This window comes from Streptomyces sp. SM11 (assembly GCF_002910905.1).
Classification (GTDB): Bacteria; Actinomycetota; Actinomycetes; order Streptomycetales; family Streptomycetaceae; genus Streptomyces.
In genome coordinates, this window is record NZ_NEUE01000170.1 from 1 (window position 1) to 3,389 (window position 3,389).

Annotated in this window: 4 protein-coding genes; all 4 read right to left on the minus strand. The window is 65.9% G+C overall.

Features of this window, described 5'->3' with window-relative positions; genetic code table 11:
* Positions 1-7 precede the first annotated feature (7 nt).
* Complete coding sequence (locus tag B9S58_RS15580; RefSeq protein WP_103532711.1) at positions 8-1,102, minus strand: IS630 family transposase; 1,095 nt, start codon at positions 1,100-1,102, stop codon at positions 8-10.
* A gap of 53 nt (positions 1,103-1,155) precedes the next feature.
* Positions 1,156-1,377 carry a hypothetical protein gene (locus B9S58_RS15585; protein WP_258044549.1) on the minus strand — a complete coding sequence of 74 codons (222 nt, stop codon included), beginning with the start codon at positions 1,375-1,377 and terminating at the stop codon, positions 1,156-1,158.
* Positions 1,378-1,463: 86 nt separating this feature from the next.
* Complete coding sequence (locus B9S58_RS15590) at positions 1,464-2,252, minus strand: replication initiation protein (RefSeq protein WP_258044551.1); 789 nt, start codon at positions 2,250-2,252, stop codon at positions 1,464-1,466.
* 656 nt (positions 2,253-2,908) lie between these two features.
* Positions 2,909-3,389, minus strand: a 481-nt coding sequence (locus B9S58_RS15595; RefSeq protein WP_107494943.1) for an IS3 family transposase, incomplete at its 5' end; no start/stop codon positions are given.

The window sequence follows — 3,389 nt, forward strand, 5'->3', positions numbered from 1 at the left end:
GTTCATGTCAGTTCGAGTTGTTATTGACGAGTTTCTTCACGTTGGTCGCGACGAGTCGGACCTTCGCGAGGACCTCGCCGGCGGTCGCGGTCCAGGTGAACGGTTTGGCCGTTGTGTTCCAGGAGTTGATGTAGTCGCGGATCTGTTTGACCAGGACGTTGACGCTGGAGAAGGTGCCGCGGCGTATGGACTGCCGGGTCAGGATTCCGAACCAGATCTCGATCTGGTTCAGCCACGAGGAGCCGACGGGAGTGAAATGGAAGTGGACGTGTGGGTTCTTCGACAGCCATTCCTTGACCTCCGGGGTGGTGTGCGTCGAGAGGTTGTCCAGGACGACATGGATGTCCTTCCCGGCGTGCGGTTTCACCGCCTTCTTCAGGAAGGCCAGGAAGTCTTTGCCGTTCCGGGTCGGCTTGCACTCGCCGAGCACCTCGCCGGTGCTCACGTTCAGGGCGGCGAACAGGTTCGTGGTGCCGTGCCGGACGTAGCCGGCGGTGCGCTTCTCGCTCGCCGCGAAGGCGACCGGCAGTACCGGCTGGGTCCGGTCCAGCGCCTGGATCTGCGTCTTCTCGTCGATCGAGAGGACCACCGCGCCGCCCGGCGGGGCCAGATACAGGCCGATCACATCGGCCACCTTCTCCGCGAACGCGGGGTCTTTGGAAACCTTGAAAGTGCCGGACCGGTGCGGCTTCAGGCTCTCCTCCCGCCAGATGCGCGCGATGTAGTGCCAGGACACGGTGATGTTCTCGGTCCGCTCCAGGTACTTCGCCAACTCCCGTGCGGACCAGTGCGAAAGCCCTGTGCCGCTTGGTGGCGTCATGCGCGTCAGCGCGATCACCCTGGCCCGCACCCGCACCGGCACCTGTTCCCGTGCGCCACCGGGACGCTCCCCTTCCAGCCCGGCCAGGCCCTGCTCGGCATAGCGGGTCTTCCAGCGGTCCACGGTCGGCAGCGACACTCCGAGCAGCTCGGCAATGTCCTTGCGGCGGCGCCCCTCGCCCGACCACAACACGATCCGGCCCCGCGTGGCTATGTCCGCAGGCACGTCCCTGCTGTTCACCAACTCCCGCAACTCGGCGGCCTGTTCCACGGAGAGCTCCATACCAAGAGACCCTGCCACACAAGATCAAGTAATGCTGACGGAGTCACGAGACACTAGGGGGCAGTTTTCTGCCCCCTAGCTCCACCGGTGGCGTATCGAGTGAGATCAAGACCGGCCTCGCGGGCCTCCTTCAGCCGGATGGACACCAGACCGGCGGAAACATTCAGCTCACGTGCGATCTCGTACCCCTTGAGGCCCTGCCGGTGGAGCTCGACGATCTCGTCGCGGCGCTGCCGGGACCGGCCCTCGTATATCGCCCGTTCCTCAGCGATCATGCGCAGCACTGTCCGGGGCGACACTCCGAAGCGGTCCGCGAGTTCACGGGCCGTCACAGTACGGCGCTCACGCCTGGGCTCCTGGGTCACGACGTCCCCCTCATGTACTCAAGCATCGCCTCGGTGCGCTCGTCCCGGCGCGCAGCACGCGCTCTGCCGCTCTTCCTGCCCCGGGCGGACTGGATTGAGACGAAGGTGGCCTCGTAGACAGCCGCTCCGTCCTTCCACATCCTCGACCGCGTCGTGATCCACCGGTGGATGCTGTTGGCGATCGCTCGCGCCTCCACGGCTGGCAGCGGCTCGGTGAACTCGGTGTTACGGGTGTGCACTTCCGCGTGGATGGCGGTGTGCAGGGTGTCGGGGCTGCCGAAGTGGTGGCGGATCTCGCGGTACGCCCACGTCCGGGCCGTCTCGAAGATCGAGCAGCTACGGCCCAGCCCCGTGATGTTGGTACGGAACCGTTTGGTCTCCCTCCAGCGCACAGGCGGCATATGACCGCCCAGCGCCTCCTCCAGCCCGCCGAGCGTATGGAGACCACCGTGGAGCCACTCGGTGCTCCAGTCCGTGTGCAGCGGATTCTTCGTCATCAGCCCCGAGTACGCCGCATCCCCCTCCAGCGCCCGGCGCAGGCCCTCGGTGACGGCGGCGGCGTAGGCCAGCGGCTTGCGCCGGGCGTACTCGGTCCGGGTCACCGCCTCCTCCAGAGCCCACACCGCGTGAGCGTGCCCGTTCACCGGGTTCTCCACGACCGCGTTGGGCAACGGATGCGAGCCCACCGACGAAACCGCCCGCAGCACCGCGTCCGAGTGATCCACATCCACGACGAGGAGATTGCTCAGCGCCGACGGGTTCGCCTCCACGTAGTGGCGCGTCATCGCCACCGGCCGTCTCTCTCGCCGGATCCCCTCGCACAGCTGGTTCGTCGCATACGGCCGCAGCGGCAACCACAACTCATCCCACTGAACCGCAGGCAACTCCACATTCATGAGGTGATCATTCCAGCCCGAGCAGAGCGGGGGACCTGAACACGCCGCAAGCTTCAAGGTAAGTCATGAGGCCAAGTCAGGTGGTTCTCGGTTCTCAGCTTCTGCCGCGGATCCCACCTGCTCTTCGGCTCCCGGACATACCACGAACTTCAAAGTCAGTCACGGACCAAGTCAGATGGTTCAGCACTGCGGGCGTTGGCAAGTGGATGTTCCGGGAGCCGAAGAGCAGGGCGACAGATTTAAAGTCAGTCACGGACCAAGTCAGATGATTCTGGGCTCTCGGCTCCCGGCGGTCCCCTCTACGCCTACTTCAGCCCACGGCATGCGCTGCGCTACCAGCGGCTCACTTGAAAAGCGGCCAGAGCAGCGACAGTGCCTGCCACGGTTGCCAGGCCCACGAGGATGGCGCCGATCCGGCGACCCGTCGTACCGAACAGTCCCGGCTCGTCATCTGCGCTCGGTGCCACCGTGGCGTCGCTTTCCCCAGAGGCGTGCGCACTGGTCACCGGGCCTTGTCCCGTGAAGGTGGACACCTGTTCGTGTCGTTATGCGGCGAATGTCAGGGTAGCTGATTGCTGTTCGTAGGCGATCGGGGCCTGCTGTCCGTTTGCCGAGTGTCGTCGGCGGGTGTTGTAGCGGGTGGTCCAGCGGAAGACGGCCAGGCGGCAGGCGCGGGCCCCGTCGAAGCGGCGGGCGCCTCGCAGTGTCTCGCGTTTGAGGGCCGCGTTGAACGACTCGGCGAGTGCGTTGCCCGCGCTCGCGCCGACCGCGCCCATGGACTGTGTGACACCCAACTCGGCACAGGCGACAGCGAATTCGCGAGACGTGTACTGCGCTCCGTGATCACTGTGGAAGACGGCGCCGGCCAGGCTGCCGCGGACCCGGGCGGCCGCCCGGAGCGCGTCGGTGACCAGCGAGGTGCGCATGTGATCGGCGATCGACCAGCCCACCAGACGGCGTGAGAAGCAGTCGATCACCGTCGCCAGGTACAGAAACTCGCCGTCGCCCACCGGCAGGTAGGTGATG

Bases quoted from the DNA above. Each gene is read 5' to 3' on its own strand.
- B9S58_RS15590 (WP_258044551.1), bottom strand. From the start codon at position 2,252: ATGACGCGCCACTACGTGGAGGCGAACCCGTCGGCGCTGAGCAATCTC.
- B9S58_RS15585 (WP_258044549.1), bottom strand. From the start codon at position 1,377: ATGATCGCTGAGGAACGGGCGATATACGAGGGCCGGTCCCGGCAGCGC.
- B9S58_RS15580 (WP_103532711.1), bottom strand. From the start codon at position 1,102: ATGGAGCTCTCCGTGGAACAGGCCGCCGAGTTGCGGGAGTTGGTGAAC.